Raw genomic sequence first — 19,322 nt, 5'->3', positions numbered from 1 at the left:
AGGAGGACCGCGGAACGCCCGTCAGGGCCGAAGCACCGGCCGCTCAGGAACATAGGAGTTCCCGACGCAGCCCCCGCTCGAACCGCTCCCGCCGCGACAAGCTCGCAAGGCCTTGCGCCCTCCCCCGCGACGGAACCCCCGAATGCTGCCGCAGCCCCGAACCGACGTCGGAAAGTCGCCGCTGAAAAAGCGCAGGACGTTGAAAGGGCGGGAGAAGGCGGAAGAAGTCGTGACGACTTGTCGCCCGAAACCGACGCATTGGACGATGCGGCCGCAGCCTCAGCGGCGCAGCAGCATGCCGATGAGGACGCCGACGCCCAGCGCCGTGAAGGCCGAGCGCAGCGGGTCATCGACCACCGCCTGACGCGCGGCGATCGCGCGCCGGCGGGCCTGCTGGCGCGCGGCGGACAGGTCGGTCTTCACCGTCTCGCGCAACGAGGGGCGCGCGGGCGCGGCCGGGTCCAGACGCAGACCGTCGTCCACCGTGCCGTACTGGCCTTCGGTCGCCGGGATCAGGGTGGTCTCGGTCTCGTCGAAACGGGTCGCGTCGGTCATGGGGAGGTCTCCTGCGAGGGACTGGGGGTCGCAGGAGACAATGAGGGGGAGGCGGAGGGGTTCCCCGGTCGTTCTTCCTTCTCCCCTCGGGGGAGAAGGTGGCTCGCGGAGCGAGACGGATGAGGGGGCTGCCGAGCCGCTCACCGTCGACCGAGGTCGGGTCAGACCGACCCCTCATCCGAGCGGCTCCGCCGCCCACCTTCTCCCCCAAGGGGAGAAGGAAGAAACCGCCCCACCTTCTTCTCCAGCAGGGCCACCAGCTCCGGCTGCATGAAGGCGTAGTCGTCGGGGATGCCCAGGACGATCACGCGGGCGCGCTTCAGGTGGGGGCGGAAGCGGCGCTGGAGCCTGGCCTTGTGCGCCGCCTCCATGACGAAGATCAGGTCCGCCCACTCCAGCATCTCGGGATCGACCGGCACGTCGGCGTCGGGCGCCAGGCCGGCGGACGCCGTCTCCACCCCCGGCCGATCGGCGAAGACGTGCTCCGCCGTGGGCGAGCGGAGGCGGTTGCGGGCGCAGAGGAAGAGGAGGTTGGTCAGAACTCGAAAAACTCGTCGTCGAGCTTCTTCACATGCAGGGTATCTTCGATCCGGCACCCTACGCCGTAGTCGATCATGAGGCGCGTCAGGCGTGCGCCGTCAATCAGCACGATCCGCTTGCTAAGCCCCTCGACCGTCTTCACGGCTGAGGACGTGAAAGACGACGTCGTTACGAATAGCCCCTTCCCAGCTTTGAACTGATCGAGTGCGCCGAAGAAATCCCGGATCTCACCGGGCCCCACCGGGTTGCCATCAGCGTAGCGCTTTGCCTGAACGTAGATGCGGTCCAGACCCAAGGCGTCCTCATCAATCACGCCATCCACGCCGCCGTCGCCGCTACGACCAAGTGCCCGACCAGCACGAGCCCGCGAGCCCCCATACCCCATGGCAGTCAGAAGCTGCACGACCACCCGCTCAAAGAAGGCCGGTGGCGCTGACTGGATGCGGCTCAGGAGTTCGACACCCAAGTCCGTTTCAAGCTGATCGCGAGCCTGCCGCATGACCTCATCCGGAGCCAGTTCGCTGGCTGCCATCTCAGCGTCGGCTTGGGCCTTTGGCTGAATGTCCGGTGGAAACCTGAAGGCATCGAAGCCTTCGAAGCGGCGCAGATATGGGATGTCTATGCGCTTGGGCGGATCAGCTAGCACGCTCCGCCCGCGATCGGTGATCATGAAGTGGCTTCGCTTGGTGAGCGCAACTAATCCGGCCTTGCCCAAGTAACTTTTGGCCCAGTGAGCGCGGTTTGCGAACGTGGTTTGACGGCCGGAGGGCAGCAGCTCGGCCCGCTCCTCATCGGTCAGGCCGAAATCCTCTGCAAGGCTCTCGATGACCGTCTGGATACTGACTTCACCGTCTGCGGCCTTTCGCAGGACTGGCAGCATCAGCGTTTGGAAATCAGGGATGCTCACGTGGCCTCACAACGGAATGTTGTCGTGCTTCTTCCACGGGTTCTCCGCCACCTTGCCCTTCAGCGTGCGTAGCGCCCGGATCAGCCGCCGCCGCGTGCCGTGGGGCATGATGACGTCGTCGATGTAGCCGAGCTTCGCCGCCACGAAGGGGTTGGCGAAGCGGTCCTTGTATTCGGCCTCGCGGGCGGCCAAGGCTTCCGGGTCGCCGGCCTCCTTGCGGAAGATGATCTCGACCGCGCCTTTCGCCCCCATGACGGCGATCTCGGCGGTGGGCCAGGCGTAGTTGACGTCGCCGCGCAGGTGTTTGGAGCTCATGACGTCATAGGCGCCGCCATAGGCCTTGCGCGTGATGACGGTCAGCTTGGGCACCGTGGCCTCGGCATAGGCGAACAGCAGCTTGGCGCCGTGCTTGATCAGGCCGCCGTACTCCTGCTTCGTCCCCGGCATGAAGCCCGGCACGTCGACGAAGGTCACCACCGGGATGTCGAAGGCGTCGCAGAAGCGGACGAAGCGGGCGGCCTTGCGGCTGGAGTCGATGTCCAGCACGCCGGCCAGGGTCTGGGGCTGGTTGGCGACGACGCCGACCGACTGGCCGTCCAGGCGGCCGAAGCCGGTGACGATGTTCTTCGCATAGTCGGCGCCGATCTCGAAGAACTCGGCCTCGTCGACCGTCTTCAGGATCAGCTCCTTCATGTCGTAGGGCTGGTTCGGATTGGCGGGGACCAGGGTGTCCAGCGACGCCTCGTCCCGCTCAGGGTCGTCATAGCTGTCGCGCACCGGCGGCTTCTCGCGGTTCGACTGGGGCAGGAAGCCGATCAGGCGACGGACCTCCGACAGGGCCTCCAGATCGTTCTCGAAGGCGCCGTCGGCGACGCCCGACTTGCCGGCATGGACGCGGGCGCCGCCCAGCTCCTCGTGCGTCACGACCTCGTTGGTGACGGTCTTCACCACGTCGGGGCCGGTCACGTACATGTAGGACGTGTCCTTCACCATGAAGATGAAGTCCGTCAGCGCCGGGGAATAGACGTCGCCGCCCGCGCAGGGCCCCATGATGACGCTGATCTGCGGGACGACCCCGCTCGCCAGGGTGTTCTGCAGGAAGATGTCGGCATAGCCGGCGAGGCTCTCGACCCCCTCCTGGATGCGGGCGCCGCCGGCGTCGAAGATGCCGATGATCGGCGCGCCGTTGGTCAGGGCCATCTTCTGGATCTTGACGATCTTGGCCGCGTGCGCCCCCGACAGGGAGCCGCCGAAGACGGTGAAGTCCTTGGAGAAGACGTAGACCAGCCGCCCGCCGATGGTGCCGCGGCCCGTCACCACGCCGTCGCCGGGGATGCGCTGCTTGTCCATACCGAACTCGTGGCTGCGGTGCTCCACGAACATGTCGGTCTCTTCGAAGCTGCCCTCGTCCAGCAGCACCTCGATCCGCTCGCGCGCCGTCAGCTTGCCCTTGGCGTGCTGCGCCTCGATCCGCTTCTGGCCGCCGCCGAGACGGGCCGCCGCGCGACGGGCTTCGAGCTGTTCGAGGATGGATTGCATGAAGTGACTCCCTTGCGGGTTCGATATCCCTTCCCCGCTCGCCGGGGAAGGTGGCTCGCGGAGCGAGACGGATGGGGTGGCTGGCGAAATCAGGCCAACCGTCGAACGTTCAGCGTGTCTGAAACAGCCACCCCATCCGAGCCGCGCTGCGGCCCACCTTCCCCGGCAAGCGGGGAAGGATCAGCGCTTCGCCCTTAGTTCCGCCCAGCGCTCCAGCCGCTCCCTCACCTTCGCCTCGTGGCCCTCGCCGGGCGGGTCGTAGAAGGTGCGGCGGTCCATGCCTTCGGGGAAGTAGTTGGCGCCGGAGAAGCCGTCCTCGGCGTCCGGGTCGTACTGGTAGCCCTTGCCGTAGCCCAGCTCTTTGAGAAGCTTCGTGGGCGCGTTGCGGATGTTGGCGGGCGGCATCAGGGAGCCGGTCTCGTGCGCCGCCTTCTTCGCCGCGCCATAGGCCTTGTAGACCGCGACGGACTTGGGCGCCGTGGCCAGGTGGACGACGGCCTGGGCCAGGGCCAGCTCGCCCTCGGGCGAGCCGAGGAAGTCGTAGGTGTCCTTGGCCGCGTTGGCGACCAGCAGGCTGAGCGGGTCGGCCTGGCCGACGTCCTCCACCGCCATCCGCACGATGCGGCGCGCCAGATACAGCGGATCCTCGCCCCCGTTCAGCATGCGGGCCAGCCAGTAGAGCGCCGCGTCGGGGTCGGAGCCGCGAACCGATTTGTGCAGCGCGGATATGAGGTTGTAGTGCTCTTCTCGACTTTTGTCGTAGGCCGGCGCGCGGCGTTGCAGGGTCCCGGCCAGGGCCTGCACGTCCAGCGGCTCTGCGTCCGGCAGGGCGAACAGCACCTCGGCCATGGTCAGCAGATAGCGGCCGTCGCCGTCGGCCAGCGCCAGCAGGGCCTGACGGGCTTCCGGCGTCAGCGGCAGGGCGCGGGCCTCGGCCGCCTCGGCGCGAGTCAACAGTTGATCCAAAGCCGGATCGTCCAGTCTTTTCAGGACGTAGACCTGGCTGCGAGACAGGAGCGCGCCGTTCAGCTCGAACGACGGATTCTCGGTCGTGGCGCCGACCAGGGTGACGATCCCCTCCTCCACGAACGGCAGAAAGCCGTCCTGCTGGGCGCGGTTGAAGCGGTGGATCTCGTCGACGAACAGCAGGGTCGACTGGCCGGCGGCGCGGCGGCCGCGCGCGGTCTCGAACGCCTTCCTCAGGTCGGCGACGCCGGAGAAGACGGCGCTGAGCGACTGGAACTGGTAGCCCGCGGCCTGCGCCAGCAGGCGGGCGATGGTGGTCTTGCCCGTGCCCGGCGGCCCCCACAGGATCATGGAACCAAGGCGACCCGCCTCGACCATGCGCCGGATGGGTCCGCCCGGCCCCAGCAGATGATCCTGGCCCACCACCTCTTCCAGGCCGCGCGGGCGCAGGCGCTCGGCGAGGGGCGCATCGGGCGGATGGACGCCGGAGGCTTCGAACAGGTCGGACATGAAGGTCAGATAGGCCCTAGGCCCCCGTGCGGCGAGGCCTCATATTGGAGGCATGACCGATCCGAACCTGATCCAGCCCGGCGGGGTGACGCCCTATCTGACCATCCCCTCGCGCGGAGGACAGGCGGCGGTGGAGTTCTATCGCGCGGCCTTCGGCGCCGAGGAGCAGTTCCGCAACCTGGCCGAGGACGGGGAGCGGCTGATGCACAGCCGGCTGGTGATCAACGGCGGCCTGGTCATGCTGTCGGACGAGTTTCCGGAATACGGCAATCCGGTCGACGTGGAGCCGAAGGGCGTGGTGCTGCACCTGCAGGTCGACGACGCCGACTTCTGGTGGGAACGGGCGCTGGCGGCGGGCTGCGTGCCGACCATGCCGCTGGCCGACCAGTTCTGGGGCGACCGCTACGGCCGCGTCACGGATCCCTTCGGCCACACCTGGTCGATCGCGGCGCCCATCCTGCGCGGAGGGGGCTGATGGAGCGCGGACGTCCACGTCCGCGTCAGGTTGCGGCGAACGTCGCGGACCTGGAGGTCCGCGCTCCCTTGGGCTACCCGCAGTCGACCTGCTGGATGATGCCCGTCTCCTGATCGAAGCGGACGTTCAGCCGGTCGGGACGATAGTCCCTGGTCGTCGGACAGGTCGTGCAGACGATCCGCACGTTCTTGTCCGCCGGGAAGGTCACCGCGCCGACGTGGCTGCCGATCAGCGAGCGGGCGTCGTCGGCGTCGCACTGCTGCGGGCTGGCGACGCCGTCCCCCGGCATCGGGGCGCAGGCGGCCACGGCCAAGCCTGCCGCGGCGATCAGGGCGAGCGATCTCATCCGCAGGTGACCTTCTCGACGATGTTGGTTTCGGTGTCGAAGATCACGTTCACGCGGCTGGCGTTGTAATCCATCGTCACGGCGCAGGTGTCGCAGACCACGCGCCGCACCTCGCCCGGCGCGGCCGCCGGCAGGGTCGACTGGTTGCGGCCGACGTACGACTCATACTTGGCTGCCGGGCACGTGCCGCCGGCCTCGGGCATGCCGGGCTCGGCGCCTTCCATCGGGGCGCAGGCGGCCAGGGCGAGAAGCCCCATCGGGGCCAGAAGGGCGAAACGGATCATGGGCGTTCCTTTCTTGAGGGGGACGGTCAGCCGCAGCGGACGGTCTGCACCTTGTTGGAGTCCTGGTCGAAGAAGATGTTCAGGCGCGTCGGCGAATAATCCTCGGTCACCGCGCAGGTCGTGCAGGTGACGCGGCGACCATAGGGGTTCACCGGCACCGGAATCTCGCTGCGGTCGCGGCCGACCAGCCATTGAAGATCGCCGGCCCCGCACTGGTCCGTGCCGGCCCCGGGCACGGCGGCGGCGGACGCGGGCGTCAGGTCGTCCACGGGAATGGCGGAGGTGACGACCTCCGGCTCCACGCCCACGGGGCGGAAGGTGTTCGAGGTCGGCGCGTCGCCCCCGGCGCAGGCCGCCAAGGCGAGGCCCAACGCGATCAGGCCGCCTTTTGCCAGGCGCCCTCCGGCGACTGCTTCCAATAGGCCAGAGCGGCCCCCTGCCCCTTCAGCGCCTTCCAGCGGTCGCGCTCGGCCTGCACGGCCAGGTCGTCGCGTCCGTCGAACAGGATGAAGCATCTTTCGTACCCTTCCGTGCGGCCAAGCTCTGCGCCGTCCAGAATGAACAGCGCCTGAGCGCCGTTCAGGTTCTCTCCCGATTGCGACAGAAGGATGGGCTGCCGCTCCGCATGCGGCCGGTCGGCGCGCCCGTGGGCCAGGAAGGCGTCGTCCCTCCAGGTCCACAGATCGCGGTCCACCGCGTCCAGCCTGTCGGGCGAGCCGACCCGCACCAGCGCCTTCCACCCCCGCTCGCGCGCCTTCTCCAGCAGCCCGGGCAGGACCTGCTCCAGGCTGGACCGTTCGAGGTGGTAGAACCAGATTTCCGCAGTCACTTCCTTCCCCCCTTGCGGGGGAAGGTGGGCCGCGGAGCGGGTCGGATGGGGGGTGATTCCACCGGTGTTGGCGGCATGATCTCTAATGGCATCCAGAACGATGTGCGGTCTCGACGAGAAAGCCGCGTTGGTGAACCGCAGAATGACGAACCCGAGCCCGCGAAGCCAGTCGTCGCGAGCGCATCTTCCGCCTCGCGCAGATCGTGCACGCCGCCATCGAGTTCGACGATCAGCTTCGCCCGCAGGCAGCAGAAGTCGACGACGTAGGGTCCGATCGGGTGCTGTCGGCGGAATCTCAGGTTCGCGACCTGGCGGTTGCGGATCAGGGTCCACAGGTTCCGCTCGGGGATGGTCGGCGCTTTTCGAAGGAGACGCGCCGTCGCGTGCGCGCGGTCGTGATGAAGGGCCATCTGCGCATCTCCCATTCGGACGGCGGTGGTTCGCCCCCCATCCGTCTCGCTCCGCGAGCCACCTTCCCCCGCGAGGGGGGAAGGAACCGTGACGCTTGCATACCCCACGAACGGAACATATCAAGAACACATGGCGCGTCTCGATCTGCGGAAGAAGCTGGAAATCCTTGCCGATGCCGCGAAGTACGACGCCAGCTGCGCGTCGTCGGGAACGAGCAAGCGGAACTCGGTGGGCGGCAAGGGCGTGGGGTCCACCGAGGGCATGGGCATCTGTCACGCCTACACGCCGGACGGGCGGTGCGTGTCGCTGCTGAAGATCCTGCTCACGAACTTCTGCATCTTCGACTGCGCCTACTGCATCAATCGCACCAGCTCGAACGTGCCGCGCGCGCGCTTCAGCGTGCAGGAGGTCGTGGACCTGACGCTGAACTTCTATCGCCGGAACTACATCGAAGGGCTGTTCCTCTCGTCCGGCATCGTGAAGTCGTCGAACCACACGATGGAGGAGATGGTGCGCGTGGCCCGAAGCCTGCGCGAGGACCACGACTTCCGCGGCTACATCCACCTGAAGCTAATCCCCGAAGCCGATCCGGCGCTGGTCGAGCAGGCCGGTCTCTACGCCGACCGCCTGTCGGCCAACGTCGAACTGCCGCGCGACGAGGCGCTGGAGCGGCTGGCGCCGCAGAAGGACGCGGGCGTGATCAAACAGGCCATGGGGCGCGTGCGGCTGAAGGTCGAGGAGGCGAAGGGCGGGAAGAAGGATCGCAAGCGGCCGCCGCGCTTCGCCCCCGCCGGCCAGTCGACCCAGCTGATCATCGGCGCCGACGGTGCGCCGGACGCGGAGATCCTGGATCGCTCGGCGTCGCTGTACGGCGGCTACGGCCTGCGCCGCGTCTACTATTCCGCCTTCAGCCCCATTCCGGATTCCTCGTCCGCCCTGCCCCCGTCGAAGCCGCCGCTGATGCGCGAGCATCGGCTGTACCAGGCGGACTGGCTGATGCGGTTCTACGGCTTCTCGGCGCCCGAGATCGCCTCGGCGTCGGCGGACGGCATGCTGGATCTGGCGGTCGATCCCAAGCTGGCCTGGGCGCTGGCGAACCGGGACAAGTTTCCCGTGGATGTGAACGTGGCCGACCGGGAGATGCTGTTGCGCGTGCCGGGGCTGGGGGTGAAGTCGGTCAACCGGATGATCTCCGTGCGGCGATATCGGACGCTCAGGCTGGAGGATGTGCAGCGGCTGACGCACGGCATCGACAAGGTGCGGCCCTTCATCACGACGCTGGACTGGACGCCCGGCGGGCTGACCGACGCGGTCGATCTGAAGACGCGCCTGGCCCCGGCCCGCGCGCCGGAGCAGCTGAGCCTGTTCTGATGCGGACCGTGCGCCTGACGTCCGAAACGGACTTCGCCGCCTGGCGCGACGCGGCGCGCGGTCTGCTGCGGGCGAGTGTGGAACCGCAGACGGCGCGGTTTCGGGTGGGGGAGCAAGGCGGATTGTTCGACGCGCCTCCTCCCGCCCCTTCCGTTGAAAGCCATGGGAAGCGGACCGAAGTCTTCCTGACCGTCCCCCGGACCTTCCTCGGCCTCGGCGCCGAAGTCGCCCTGCATCGGTCGGAGGATCGCTTCGACCTGCTGTACCGTCTGTTGTGGCGTCTTCAAACCGAGCGCGACCTGCTGAAGGTGGTGTCCGACCGCGACGTGGCCGACGCGATGGAGCGGGCGAAGAACGTCAGCCGGGCCAGCCACAAGATGAAGGCCTTCGTGCGCTTCCGGCAGGTCGAGGACGAGACGGGCGAGCGCTGGATCGCCTGGTTCGAACCGGCGCATCGGGTGCTGGAGAAGACCGCGCCCTTCTTCCAGCGCCGCTTCACCACCATGCGCTGGACCATCCTGACGCCCGACGGCACCGCCGACTGGGTTCCCGCCTCCGCGGGAAGGACGACGGGTGAATTGGCGTTCGGCCCGCCCGCCACGCGCGACATGGCCCCGCAGGAAGACGAGATCGAGGAGTTCTGGAAGACCTACTACGCCTCAACCTTCAACCCGGCGCGGCTGAAGACGAAGACCATGCAGGGCGAGATGCCCAAACGGTACTGGGCCAACCTGCCGGAGGCGTCGCTGATCCCGGAACTGGTGGCGCAGGCGGAGGTTCGGGAAAGAGAGATGGTCGCCGCCCCCGCCACCCCGCCGAACCCCAAACTGATCCACGCCGTCGCGCCGGCGGTGGAGCGCGCCGCGCAGGACGCGCCGCCGCCCGGGACGCTGGAGATGCTGGACCGCGCTGTGCAGGGCTGCCGCCGCTGCCCCCTGTGGCGCGACGCGACCCAGGGCGTGTGCGGCCGCGGGCCCGCGCGGGCGGAGCTGATGATCGTCGGCGAGCAGCCGGGAGATCAAGAGGATCTGGCCGGCGAGCCCTTCGTCGGTCCGGCCGGTCAGGTGCTGAACGCGGCCATGGCCGAGGCGGAGATCGACCGCACGCACGCCTTCGTCACCAATGCGGTGAAGCATTTCAAGCACGAGCCGCGCGGCAAGCGCCGCCTCCACCAGACGCCCACGACCAGCGAGGTTCAGGCCTGCCGCTGGTGGCTGGACGCCGAGCGTTCGATCGTGAAGCCGAGACTGATCGTGACCCTGGGCGCCACCGCCGCCTATGGCGTGCTGGGTCGCAAGGTCGCGGTGACGAAGGAACGCGGCCGCCCGATCGCGCTGGAAGACGGGTCGACCGCCCTGCTGACCGTCCACCCCAGCTATCTGCTCCGCATCCCCGACAAGGCCGCCGCGGCGGCCGAGCAGGCGCGGTTCGTCGAGGATCTGCGGACGGCGCGGTCGTTACTGTGATGAGTCAGGCTTCTCGCCCGACGACAGGACCGCATGTCGTCCCTGCGAGAACCTCACGAGCCTTCCGACATAGCGCCGGATCAGCAGTCCGCCGCCTCCGATCGCCGCCCCTGCCCCGAAAACCAGCATCGTCGCCAGACGATGTTCCTGTCGTGGAGCGAAGGCGGCCGCAAGCAAGCCAAGCCCGCCGATGAGGAGCCACAACCACAGCACGACGCGCGTCAGGAGGCGGAACATCTTCCAGTGAAAATGCTGGTATCGCGCCCAACTCATGCACCCACCCTAATCCGCCCGGCAGTATCCTGAAAACACTTCGCTTCAACCTCGATCCCCGTTGGATTGCATTCGATGTTTCAGCGTGCGACCCGAACGAACTCCGCCCCATCGTAGGTCAGCCGGTTCGGGCCGTCGAAGGTGATCACCTGGCCCTGCAGGGGGATCAGCTCGACGCGCAGGCTGTCCGGCTGGTTGAAGGCTTCGGCCACGGCCGACAGGACGGCGATACGCACGGTCACCTCTCCCTCGCGCACCACGATCTCCATGCGCCCCATGTCCGGGTTCTCGTAGACGCCGGCCAGGTCCTCTAGGGGGCGGCTCATCAGCCACGGCCGGGCGCGACGGGCCTCCAGGTCGGCGGTGATGCGGGGACGCAGGCCCTCGATCCGCGTCGCCAGGGCGTCGATCTGGGCGTCGTAGGTCGCGTCCACGTCCGGCACGTCGCGCCAGACGTCGTAGAGATAGTTGGCCAGGATGTCGGCGAAGCCGCCGGCCACGGCGTCCTCGTTGATCAGCACGACCACGCCGATGCCCCGCTCGGGCATGAACGACACATGGGCCCGCGAGCCGCCGAAGTTGCCGAAGTGGTGCAGCAGCAGATCGTCGCCGAAGCGGCCCACGCGCCAGCCCAGCGCATAGCCTTCCCGCCGATAGGGACCGAACGTCTCCGCCTTCTCGACCAGCATGACGTGGGTCGAGGCGATCAGGCTTTCCGGAAGGACGCGTCGTCCGTCCAGCATGCCGTCGGTCAGCTGCACCTCCAGAAAGGCGGTCATGTCGCGCGCCGAGGACATTAGGCCGCCGGCGGAGTGCATGGTGGCGTCGGCCTTCTGCAGCGGGCTGGGCGCGGGGCCGCCGGGCAAATGGCCCAGGTGACCGACGGCGCCGTCGGGGGTTACTGTGGCCGAGGTCGAGGCCATGCCTAGCGGCGTCAGCACCTCGCGGCCGACCATGTCGCGCCAGTCCAGGCCGCGCTCCGCCTCCAGCAGGCCAGTGGCGAGGTTGTACCCGACGTTGGAGTAGCGGAACTGGCCCCTGGGGGTTTCGGGGTCCGCGCGCGTGACGCCCAGCAGGCGTCGCCGCGTCGGGTCGTCATGATCGCCAGAATAGGCGAGCCGGAACGTCAGAGGCCCGTTCTCCACGCCCGCCCTATGGCTCAGCAGGTCGCGCAGGCTGATCCTTGACGCGATCTCGGCCGGCAGCAGATCGCCGGCCCAGGTCGCCGCCGGCGCGTCCAGATCCAGTTCGCCGCGCCCGGCCATCGCCGCCAGGGCCAGGGCCGTGATCGGCTTGGTCGCCGAGGCGATGTAGAAGCGCGTGTCGGCGTCGACGGGGGCGCCCGTTCGGACGTCCTCGACGCCCCGCCCGGTCAGCAACACGATCTCGTCGCCGACGACGACCCCGACGGCCACGCCCGGCACGACGTCCAGCCGGTCCAGGCTGCGAGCGATGAAGGCCTCTGCCCGGGCGGCGCGAGGATCGGCCTGCTGGGCGACCGCGGCGGCGGGGGCGGACAGGGCGGCGAGAGCGAAGACGAAAGCGGTCAGGCGAGCGGTCATGAGAGGGTCCGGGGTTGGCGTCGTCGTCTTTCTGCGCGCGCCGCACGGCCGGGTCTTGAACGAATTCAGCCTTGCCGAAACAGTCGACGGAGGACCGCCGGCGACCATCCCGCGGCCGCGCCGACGCGCCGCGTCATGTGCGCCTGATCGCTGTAGCCGTGGAGCGCCGCGACGTCGGCCAGCGGCAGGTCGGTCCGCACCAGGTCGCCCAGCACGCGCGCGAGACGACGGTGGTCCCTCAGCCGCGCCGGCGTGGTCCCGAACTCACGACGGAAGGCGCGGGCCAGGCTGGCGGGATGGGTCCCCACGCCCCGCGCCAGGGTCGCAGTTCCGTCCGCCGAGGCCAGCAGGCGATCGCGTGCGTGCCGAACCCAGACCGAGGGAGCGCGGCGGGCGGGGACCGGAAGCATGCCGATGACCGACGGATCGTGCGACCGGCGCAGGTCGTCGATCTGCCCGTCCGAACACGCCCGCACGCCATAGGACGTCTCCCCCCGTCCGTCCCGGTTCCACGACAGCACCAGCGCCCCGGCGGGGCCGAAGACGTTGGCGTGCTCGAAGCCCGCGGGCTTGACGCTGAGCGTCGGGCCGGACGCCTCGATCCGTCCCGCCTCGCTGTCCTCGGCATAGTCCCCGGCGATCATCCAGGACGTCTGCAGCCCCGCATGGCGATGCGCCCGACAGGCCTCGCCGGCGTCATAATGGCTCAGCACCCATCGATCGGATCCGGCGGTTCGAAGGGTGACTGTGATCGGCATGCGCGGCTCCCTGACGATCCCAAGAGGCCGCGACGGGCGCGAATGGATGCACCGCCCCCGGCCCGCCTCATTTGCCCTTCTGCGCCCCAGTCGCTACATCCCGCGCCGACCTCCCCACACTCCAGACGACAGGGCTGAACGCTCCCCATGGCGCAGCAATACATTTTCCAGATGCAGGGCCTGACCAAGGCCTTTCCCGGCGGCAAGAAGATCTTCGAGAACATCTGGCTGAGCTTCTACAACGACGCCAAGATCGGCGTCGTCGGCGTCAACGGCTCGGGCAAATCGACCCTGCTGAAGATCATGGCCGGGCTGGACCACGAGTTTCAGGGCGAGGCCAAGGCCGCCGACGGGGTCAAGCGCGGCTATCTGGAGCAGGAGCCGCACCTCGACGACGGCCTGACCGTCCGGGAGAACGTCGAGGCCTGGTGCGAGGAGAAGCAGTGGGTCAACCGCTTCAACGCCGTCGCCGCCGAGATGGCGGAGAACTACACCGACGAGCTGATGGAGGAGATGACCGCCCTCCAGGAGAAGATCGACGCCGGCGACGTCTGGGACATCGACAGCCGCATCGAGATGGCGATGGACGCCCTGCGCTGTCCGCCCGACGACTGGGCGACGACAAACCTGTCGGGCGGCGAGAAACGCCGCGTGGCGCTGGCCCGGCTTCTGCTCAGCAAGCCCGACATGCTGCTGCTGGACGAGCCGACCAACCACCTGGACGCCGAGAGCGTCGCCTGGCTGCAGCACCACCTGGAGGCGTTTCCCGGCTGCGTCATCCTGGTCACCCACGACCGCTATTTCCTTGATCTGGTGACCAAGTGGACGCTGGAGCTGGACCGCGGCAAGGGCCACCCGCACGAGGGCAACTATTCCAGCTGGCTGGAGGCCAAGACCAAGCGCGTGGTGCAGGAGCAGTCGGAATCCGAGGCCCGTCAGCGGGCGCTTACCCGCGAACTGGAATGGGTGCGGTCCGGCGCCAAGGCGCGTCAGGCCAAGTCCAAGGCCCGTCTGGCCGCCTATGAGCGCATGGTGGCCGAGCAGGAGAACAGCCGTCAGGCCCAGACCCACGCCGTCATCCAGATTCCGCCCGGCCCGCGTCTGGGCAATGTGGTGCTGGAGGTCGAGGGGCTGGAGAAGTCCTATGGCGACAAGCTGCTGTTCAAGGACCTGACGTTCAAGCTGCCGCCCAACGGCATCGTCGGCGTGATCGGGCCGAACGGCGCCGGCAAGTCGACCCTGTTTCGGATGATCACCGGCCAGGAACAGCCCGACGCCGGCAAGATCCGCGTCGGCGAGACGGTCAAGCTGGCCTACGTCGACCAGTCGCGCGACGACCTCAAACCGGACGAGACCATCTGGCAGGCGATCAGCGGCGGCACCGACGTGATGATGGTCGGCAAGCGCGAAATCAACACCCGCGCCTATGTCGGCAGCTTCAACTTCAAGGGCGGCGACCAGCAGAAGAAGGTCGGCCAGCTGTCGGGCGGCGAGCGCAACCGCGTGCACCTGGCCAAGACCCTGGCGACCGGCGGCAACCTGATCCTGCTCGACGAACCGACCAACGACCTGGACATCGAAACGCTGCAGAACCTGGAAGAAGCGCTGGAGGAATTCGCCGGCTGCGCCGTGGTGATCAGCCACGACCGCTGGTTCCTGGACCGGCTGGCCACCCACATCCTGGCCTTCGAGGGCGACAGCCACGTGGAGTGGTTCGAAGGCAACTTCGAGGCCTACGAGGAGGACAAGAAGCGTCGCCTCGGCGCCGACAGCCTGATCCCGCACCGGATCAAGTTCCAGAAGTTCGCGCGGTAAGCCTTCGACTTGCAGACGCAAAGGGCGGCAGGTGATCCTGCCGCCCTTTTGTTTTGGAGCGCGGACGTCCACGTCCGCGTCTTGCGCGATCGCCGCTTTCGCGGACCTGGAGGTCCGCGCTCCTTCTGACCCTAGTGCCTGACCCGCACATAGTCGCCGGGCGCCGCCGTCAAGGCCTTCAGCATGCCCGAGCCGGGCTTGCGCGCCTTGACCTGCTCGTCGGCGGCCATCTCCTGCAGCCAGCCCTGCCATTCCGGCCACCAGGAGCCGTCGTGCTTGGTCGCGCCGGCCAGCCAGGCCTCGGGGTCGGCGGGGGCTTCCGCGTTGGTCCAGTAGCCGTGCTTGTTGGCGGCCGGCGGATTGATCATGCCGGCGTTGTGGCCCGAGCCGCCCATCAGGAAGCGGGTCGGGCCGCCGAAGTGCGCGCGCTGGGCATAGGTCGATTTCCACGCCGAAACGTGGTCGTCCTTCAGCGCGATCAACATCACGGGCGTCTCGATCTTCGACAGGTCCAGCGCGACGCCGTCGATCGTCACGCCGCCGGCCTCTTTCAGCCGGTTGCCGGCCAGGATCTCACGCCCGTACTCTTTCAGGAACCGCGCGGGGATGCGGGCGCCGTCGTCGAACCACCACAGCAGGTCCGAGGCCCGCGCCTCGTCGCCCAGCAGATAGTGGGTCACCACCGACGACCATATCAGGTCGTTGGCGCGCACGGTGGCGAACAGCTTGGTCAGGTCGTGGGCCTCGACGAAGCCCTTCCTGTCCAGATAACGGTCGAAGGCGTTCAGGTCGCCCTGGCCGGTGAACACCGACCATTCGCCCATGTCGCGGAAGTCGACCAGCGCCGCGATCAGGGTGGCCGAAGCCACGCGGTCGCCCTGCCCCGTCTGCGCCAGATACGCCAGCGTCATGGCCGACAGGGTGCCGCCCAGGCAGTAGGACACGAGGTCCACGTCGGCCTCGCCCGTCGCCTTGGCCACCGCGTCCATGGCCGCGATCACGCCGTCCTTGACGTAGGCGGTCAGCCCCTTGTCGGCCTGGCTCGCGTCGGGGTTGGCCCAGGACACGACGAACACGGTGTGCCCCTGATCCACCAGCCATTTCAGATAGCTGGCCTTGGGCGTCAGGTCGAAGAGGTAGTATTTGTTGACCAGCGGCGGGATGAACAGCAGCGGGCGACGGAACACCTGCTCCGTCGTCGGCGCGTACTGGATCAGCTCCAGCAGCTCATTGCGGAAGATCACGGCGCCCGGAGTGGCGGCGATGTTCGTGCCCAGTTCGAAGTCGTTCGGCGCGCGGCGCGCGATCAGGCCGTCGCCGCGGGTCACGTCGTCCAGAAGGTTGGTCAGGCCCGTCAGCAGGCTGAGGCCGCCGCTCTCGATCGTGCGGCGGGAGACCTGAGGGTTGGTATGGGCGAAGTTGGCCGGCGACAGGGCGTTCATCAGCTGACGCCCGGCGAAGTCGACCTGGGCGCGGGTGGCCTCGTCGACCGGGGCGGCGGCGACGAAGTCCTGCATCCGCTTCGCCGACAGCAGATAGGCCTGCTTCAGCCAGTCGTAGACCGGCTCTTCGGTCCAGGCCGGATCGGAGAAGCGGCGGTCGCCGCGTTCGGGCGCCGCGACCGGCTCCGGGGTTCCGCCCATCATGCGCTCGCCGAAGCCGCGCCACAGGGCGGTCCAGTCCTGCCAACCCTGCATCTGGGCCTGCATCAGGGCCGCCGGGCTGGTCATCACCGCGGTGTTGAAGTCGATCCAGGCGCGGGCGATCGTGGTCGGATCATAGGGCAGGGGTTCGGCCGACAGCGCCTTGTGCGTCGTGGCGCGCACGGCGGCGGCGGCGCTGAACATCAGGCCGGTCAGGGCCTCCGCCACGACCTCCGGGTCCGGCGGGATCATCAGCGGCGGCTCACGGCGCGCGTCGGTCACGGATCAGGCCTCCAGCGCGGTCAGAACGTCGACGGCGTCGCAGTCCTGCGGCGCCACGAACAGGAACGCCAGCGCCCGGTCGGGGTTCGCGGCGGTCCAGACGGGGCAAGGCGCCGCGCCGGGGGCGACGATCGGGGCGGCGGGGCGGAAGTCGGCGGCGTCGAAGGCCATGGCGGCAGTCCCGGTTGGGTGAACTCTGTTGGCCCGGCTTATGTCATGGCTTTTTCGCCGATACGATGCCATGATCCGCGCTTTCATTGTGCGTTTTTGCACAGGTGAGCGCCGTGGCCGACGACTTCAATTGGAACGATCTGCGCCCCTTCCTCGCCGTCGCCCGCACGGGCCGGCTCACGGCCGCCGCCGCCCGGCTGGGCGCGGACCACACGACGGTGGCGCGACGGATCGCGGCGCTGGAGGCGGCTCTGAGCGCCCGACTGTTCGACCGCAGCCCCCAGGGATACGCCCTGACCGTCCATGGCGAGCGCCTCCTGCCTCACGCCGAACAGATCGAAAGCCTGACGCTGCGCGCCGCCGGACAAGTGGGCGAGGCGGATCAGGCCCTGACCGGCGCGGTCCGCATCGGCGCACCCGAGGGCTTCGGCAGCTACTTCCTCGCCCCCCTGATGGTGAAGCTGGCCGAGCGGCACCCGGAGCTGGAGATCCAGCTGGTCGCCATCCCCGGCGTCGTCAGCCTGTCCAAGCGCGAGGCCGACGTGGCGATCACCCTCAGTCCCCCGCGCGAGGGCCGGCTGGTGTCGCGGAAACTGACCGACTACGGCCTGGGCCTCTACGCCGCCCCGTCCTATCTCGACGCGCGGCCGCCGGTCCGCACGCGCGCGGACATGGCCGGGCACCGGTTCGTCGGCTACATCGGCGACCTGCTGTACGCGCCCGAGCTGGACTACATGCAGGCGCCGGACGTGGACATCCATGTGGTGCTGCAGAGCTCCAACCTGATCGCCCAGATGCAGGCGACGCTGGCCGGCGCGGGCCTGTGCGTCCTGCCCGACTTCATCGCCCGACGCGAGCCGGGTCTGCGCCGCGTGCTGCCGCGCGACGTCGGGCTGGAGCGCAGCCTGTGGCTGGTGGTCCATGCCGATCTGAAGGCGCTGGCCCGCATCCGCGCCGTCATGTCGATCATCGTCGAAGCGGTGCGCGCCGACCGCCCCGCCTTCCTCGGCAAGCCTGAGGGCTGACGCCGCGCGCACGACCGGCCTATCATTCGGCCATGTCCAGCCGCCCCGCCGTCCTGATCGTCCAGCCGCATCTGGGGCCGATCGCGCCGTTCCTCGAAAGCGCCTACGACGTCCATCGCCTGTGGGAGGGGCCGCCGGTCGAGGCCGAGGCGCTGATCGAGGCCGTCGTGGTCGCCGGCGAGTTTCCACTGGATCCCGGCCTGATCGAGCGATTGCCGAAGCTGCGCCACGTCGCCTGCTTCACCGCCGGCTATGACGGCATCGATCCGGCGTGGTGCCGGGCGCGCGGGTTGGAGGTCACGCATGCGCCGGGAGTGAACCACGAGGACGTGGCGGATCACGCGATCGGCTTGATCCTGGCCGCCCACCGCAGGATCGCCTCGGGCGACGCCGACGTTCGCGCCGGGCGCTGGACGCCGCAGTCGAAGACGATCACGCGGTCGTTGGGCGGGTTGAGGCTGGGGATCGTCGGCCTGGGCGCCATCGGCGAGGCCGTCGCCCGGCGCGGCGAGGCGTTGCGCATGGTCCCGCAATGGTGGGGGCCCCGGCCGAAAGACGCGCCCTGGCAGCGCGCCGAAAGCCTGATCGATCTGGCCAAGGCCAGCGAGGTCCTGGTCGTCGCCTGCCGGGCCGACGAGACGAACCGCGGCCTGATCTCGGTTGAGGTGATGCAGGCGCTGGGCGCCGACGGCCTGCTGGTCAACGTCTCACGCGGTCAGGTGGTGGACGAAAACGCCCTGATCGCGGCGCTGAAGTCAGGCCGACTGGGCGGGGCCGCGCTGGACGTGTTCGAGACCGAGCCGACCGACGCCGCGCGCTGGGCCGACGTGCCCAACACCGTGCTGACGCCGCACACGGGCGGGGCCACCACGCAGGCGGTGCAGGCCATGCTGGGCCTGCTGCTTCAAAACCTCGACGCCGTGCTGAACGGCCTCCCGCCGGTGACGCCGGCCCCTTGAACGTCAACGCTGCGGGCGTTCGTCCTCGGTGACCCGGCCGTCGCGGTTCTGATCCATCTGACGGAACATGAAGCCGGCCCCGGCGCGGATTTCGGCCGGCGTCACGCGGCCGTCGCGGTCGGAATCCGCCATGCCGATCATCCGCGCGCCGTCGCCGCCCGCTGCGACCTCCTCTCGGCTCAGCGCGCCGTCGCCGTCGGCGTCCAGGCGCATCACGCGCTCCACCATCGAGTCCTGAAACTCAGCCAGCGTCAGACCGCCCTTCGGCGTCTCGGTGACGACGGGGCCCACGGGCCGGTCGGGATCGGCGGGGATGCCCTGAGGCCTGGGAGCGGGATCCTGGGCCGGCTCCGGCGGGGTGGCGCCGGGTGCGTTCGGTGCAGATCCGCCCGCGACGACGACGCCCTCAGGCTCAGGAGGAGCGGCGCCGGGCGTAGCCGCGGTCGCCTGATCTTCCGTGCCTCCGGCATCGCTCGCCGTCGGGGAAGAACAGGCGGCGAGCGCGAAGATCAGGACGAGGACAAGGGGACGGGACATGGTGGCTCCACATGGCGACGCTCGACCGTCGCCCCGGCGCGCGTCCGGATCAAGGCCACCTCTCCGATTTGCGCTTGCATAATCATATAAGGATATCC

The 19,322-nt window shown here is 68.8% G+C and carries 22 protein-coding genes; 6 read left to right on the top strand and 16 right to left on the bottom strand.

Translation table 11 applies throughout. From position 1 onward, the window contains the following. Window positions 1-279: 279 nt before the first annotated feature. The 5 genes from VGN45_RS09645 to VGN45_RS09625 all read right to left on the bottom strand — a co-directional run bounded on the left by VGN45_RS09645 (window position 280) and on the right by VGN45_RS09625 (window position 5,017). Entirely contained in the window at window positions 280-555 is a 276-nt protein-coding gene (locus VGN45_RS09645; protein WP_327461824.1) for a hypothetical protein, read from the bottom strand. Window positions 556-716: 161 nt separating this feature from the next. Next, window positions 717-1,013, bottom strand: coding sequence for a phosphotyrosine protein phosphatase (locus tag VGN45_RS09640; RefSeq protein ID WP_327461822.1), 297 nt, complete (start codon window positions 1,011-1,013; stop codon window positions 717-719). A 77-nt stretch (window positions 1,014-1,090) separates the two neighbouring features. Beyond that, entirely contained in the window at window positions 1,091-2,002 is a 912-nt protein-coding gene (locus tag VGN45_RS09635; RefSeq protein ID WP_327461820.1) for a restriction endonuclease, read from the bottom strand. A gap of 6 nt (window positions 2,003-2,008) precedes the next feature. After that, window positions 2,009-3,541, bottom strand: coding sequence for an acyl-CoA carboxylase subunit beta (locus VGN45_RS09630; RefSeq protein ID WP_327461818.1), 1,533 nt, complete (start codon window positions 3,539-3,541; stop codon window positions 2,009-2,011). Window positions 3,542-3,721: 180 nt separating this feature from the next. Continuing rightward, a complete protein-coding gene (locus tag VGN45_RS09625; RefSeq protein ID WP_327461816.1) occupies window positions 3,722-5,017 on the bottom strand; it encodes a replication-associated recombination protein A in 1,296 nt (431 codons plus the stop codon). Window positions 5,018-5,069: 52 nt separating this feature from the next. Here VGN45_RS09625 and VGN45_RS09620 point away from each other — a divergent pair, with 52 nt between their 5' ends. Continuing rightward, the gene (locus VGN45_RS09620; protein WP_327461814.1) at window positions 5,070-5,492 is read left to right on the top strand and encodes a VOC family protein; all 423 of its coding nucleotides are present in this window, start codon (window positions 5,070-5,072) and stop codon (window positions 5,490-5,492) included. A gap of 73 nt (window positions 5,493-5,565) precedes the next feature. Here the strand turns inward: VGN45_RS09620 and VGN45_RS09615 are convergent, their stop codons facing one another. From VGN45_RS09615 to VGN45_RS09595, 5 genes are read right to left on the bottom strand one after another with little or no spacing between them, the layout of a single operon-like run. Continuing rightward, window positions 5,566-5,838 (bottom strand): hemolysin, encoded by a 273-nt coding sequence (locus VGN45_RS09615; protein ID WP_327461812.1) that lies wholly within the window; start codon window positions 5,836-5,838, stop codon window positions 5,566-5,568. After that, window positions 5,835-6,122, bottom strand: a complete 288-nt coding sequence (locus VGN45_RS09610; protein ID WP_327461810.1) for an I78 family peptidase inhibitor — start codon at window positions 6,120-6,122, stop codon at window positions 5,835-5,837. The genes VGN45_RS09615 and VGN45_RS09610 overlap by 4 nt, the downstream gene beginning before the upstream one ends. 26 nt (window positions 6,123-6,148) lie before the next feature. Next, entirely contained in the window at window positions 6,149-6,493 is a 345-nt protein-coding gene (locus VGN45_RS09605) for a hypothetical protein (RefSeq protein ID WP_327461808.1), read from the bottom strand. Between the two features lie 5 nt (window positions 6,494-6,498). After that, entirely contained in the window at window positions 6,499-6,951 is a 453-nt protein-coding gene (locus tag VGN45_RS09600; RefSeq protein ID WP_327461806.1) for a DNA polymerase III subunit chi, read from the bottom strand. Further along, complete coding sequence (locus VGN45_RS09595; protein WP_327461804.1) at window positions 6,948-7,361, bottom strand: endonuclease domain-containing protein; 414 nt, start codon at window positions 7,359-7,361, stop codon at window positions 6,948-6,950. The genes VGN45_RS09600 and VGN45_RS09595 overlap by 4 nt, the downstream gene beginning before the upstream one ends. A gap of 130 nt (window positions 7,362-7,491) precedes the next feature. Here VGN45_RS09595 and VGN45_RS09590 point away from each other — a divergent pair, with 130 nt between their 5' ends. Together VGN45_RS09590 and VGN45_RS09585 are read left to right on the top strand one after the other, a co-directional pair. Further along, the gene (locus VGN45_RS09590) at window positions 7,492-8,733 is read left to right on the top strand and encodes a putative DNA modification/repair radical SAM protein (protein WP_327461802.1); all 1,242 of its coding nucleotides are present in this window, start codon (window positions 7,492-7,494) and stop codon (window positions 8,731-8,733) included. After that, window positions 8,733-10,199, top strand: coding sequence for a UdgX family uracil-DNA binding protein (locus tag VGN45_RS09585; protein ID WP_327461800.1), 1,467 nt, complete (start codon window positions 8,733-8,735; stop codon window positions 10,197-10,199). The genes VGN45_RS09590 and VGN45_RS09585 overlap by 1 nt, the downstream gene beginning before the upstream one ends. On the opposite strand, the gene VGN45_RS09580 is transcribed toward VGN45_RS09585, so the two are convergent. The 3 genes from VGN45_RS09580 to VGN45_RS09570 all read right to left on the bottom strand — a co-directional run bounded on the left by VGN45_RS09580 (window position 10,191) and on the right by VGN45_RS09570 (window position 12,792). Continuing rightward, entirely contained in the window at window positions 10,191-10,436 is a 246-nt protein-coding gene (locus tag VGN45_RS09580) for a hypothetical protein (protein ID WP_327461798.1), read from the bottom strand. The genes VGN45_RS09585 and VGN45_RS09580 overlap by 9 nt on opposite strands. A 116-nt stretch (window positions 10,437-10,552) precedes the next feature. Next, the gene (locus VGN45_RS09575) at window positions 10,553-12,034 is read right to left on the bottom strand and encodes a serine hydrolase domain-containing protein (protein WP_327461796.1); all 1,482 of its coding nucleotides are present in this window, start codon (window positions 12,032-12,034) and stop codon (window positions 10,553-10,555) included. Window positions 12,035-12,099: 65 nt separating this feature from the next. Further along, window positions 12,100-12,792 (bottom strand): AraC family transcriptional regulator, encoded by a 693-nt coding sequence (locus VGN45_RS09570; RefSeq protein ID WP_327461794.1) that lies wholly within the window; start codon window positions 12,790-12,792, stop codon window positions 12,100-12,102. A gap of 147 nt (window positions 12,793-12,939) precedes the next feature. On the opposite strand from VGN45_RS09570, the gene ettA reads away from it, so the two are divergent. Further along, window positions 12,940-14,607 (top strand): energy-dependent translational throttle protein EttA, encoded by a 1,668-nt coding sequence (gene ettA / locus VGN45_RS09565; RefSeq protein ID WP_327461792.1) that lies wholly within the window; start codon window positions 12,940-12,942, stop codon window positions 14,605-14,607. Window positions 14,608-14,738: 131 nt separating this feature from the next. On the opposite strand, the gene VGN45_RS09560 is transcribed toward ettA, so the two are convergent. Together VGN45_RS09560 and VGN45_RS09555 are read right to left on the bottom strand one after the other, a co-directional pair. Beyond that, window positions 14,739-16,532 carry a PHA/PHB synthase family protein gene (locus VGN45_RS09560; RefSeq protein ID WP_327461789.1) on the bottom strand — a complete coding sequence of 598 codons (1,794 nt, stop codon included), beginning with the start codon at window positions 16,530-16,532 and terminating at the stop codon, window positions 14,739-14,741. A gap of 3 nt (window positions 16,533-16,535) precedes the next feature. After that, window positions 16,536-16,703 (bottom strand): hypothetical protein, encoded by a 168-nt coding sequence (locus VGN45_RS09555; RefSeq protein WP_327461786.1) that lies wholly within the window; start codon window positions 16,701-16,703, stop codon window positions 16,536-16,538. Window positions 16,704-16,816: 113 nt separating this feature from the next. Between VGN45_RS09555 and VGN45_RS09550 the strand changes: the two genes are divergently transcribed. After that, window positions 16,817-17,728 (top strand): LysR family transcriptional regulator, encoded by a 912-nt coding sequence (locus tag VGN45_RS09550; protein WP_327461784.1) that lies wholly within the window; start codon window positions 16,817-16,819, stop codon window positions 17,726-17,728. Window positions 17,729-17,760: 32 nt separating this feature from the next. After that, window positions 17,761-18,687: a 2-hydroxyacid dehydrogenase gene (locus tag VGN45_RS09545; protein WP_327461782.1), complete on the top strand. Its 927-nt coding sequence runs from the start codon at window positions 17,761-17,763 to the stop codon at window positions 18,685-18,687. A gap of 3 nt (window positions 18,688-18,690) precedes the next feature. Here the strand turns inward: VGN45_RS09545 and VGN45_RS09540 are convergent, their stop codons facing one another. Next, window positions 18,691-19,224 carry a hypothetical protein gene (locus VGN45_RS09540; RefSeq protein WP_327461780.1) on the bottom strand — a complete coding sequence of 178 codons (534 nt, stop codon included), beginning with the start codon at window positions 19,222-19,224 and terminating at the stop codon, window positions 18,691-18,693. Between the last annotated feature and the right edge of the window lie 98 nt (window positions 19,225-19,322).

The organism is Brevundimonas sp. (assembly GCF_035999125.1).
Classification (GTDB): Bacteria; Pseudomonadota; Alphaproteobacteria; order Caulobacterales; family Caulobacteraceae; genus Brevundimonas.
The sequence above is the reverse complement of the archived record's forward strand: the minus strand, read 5'-3'. Positions and strand labels throughout refer to the sequence as shown.